Here is a 239-nt window from a genome sequence, read left to right on the forward strand (position 1 = left end):
GTGAGCTATTATTTCAAATGACCAATGATTAAACTTTAATTTTTGAACAATAAAGTTCTTCATATTTTCAGTTATGATTGAATTACACCCTCTATGACTGAGTTGTTCTTTAGCCATTTTGTGAGCAGATTCCGCTGAATAAGGTGTAACTTTATTCAATTCAACACTGATAGTTGAAGGACCCCTATTCAGATGACGAGCTATTGCACGAGTGGATTCCCCACGTTCGTGCCAATCTT

1 protein-coding gene is annotated in these 239 nt (G+C 36.0%); it reads right to left on the reverse strand.

Annotated features, from left to right (window positions below):
- Nucleotides 1-239 (reverse strand): helix-turn-helix domain-containing protein (locus FC88_RS07610; protein WP_057814376.1); only part of this gene is annotated, 239 nt, incomplete at both ends.

The organism is Companilactobacillus futsaii JCM 17355 (assembly GCF_001435505.1).
In the GTDB taxonomy this organism is placed as follows: domain Bacteria; phylum Bacillota; class Bacilli; order Lactobacillales; family Lactobacillaceae; genus Companilactobacillus; species Companilactobacillus futsaii.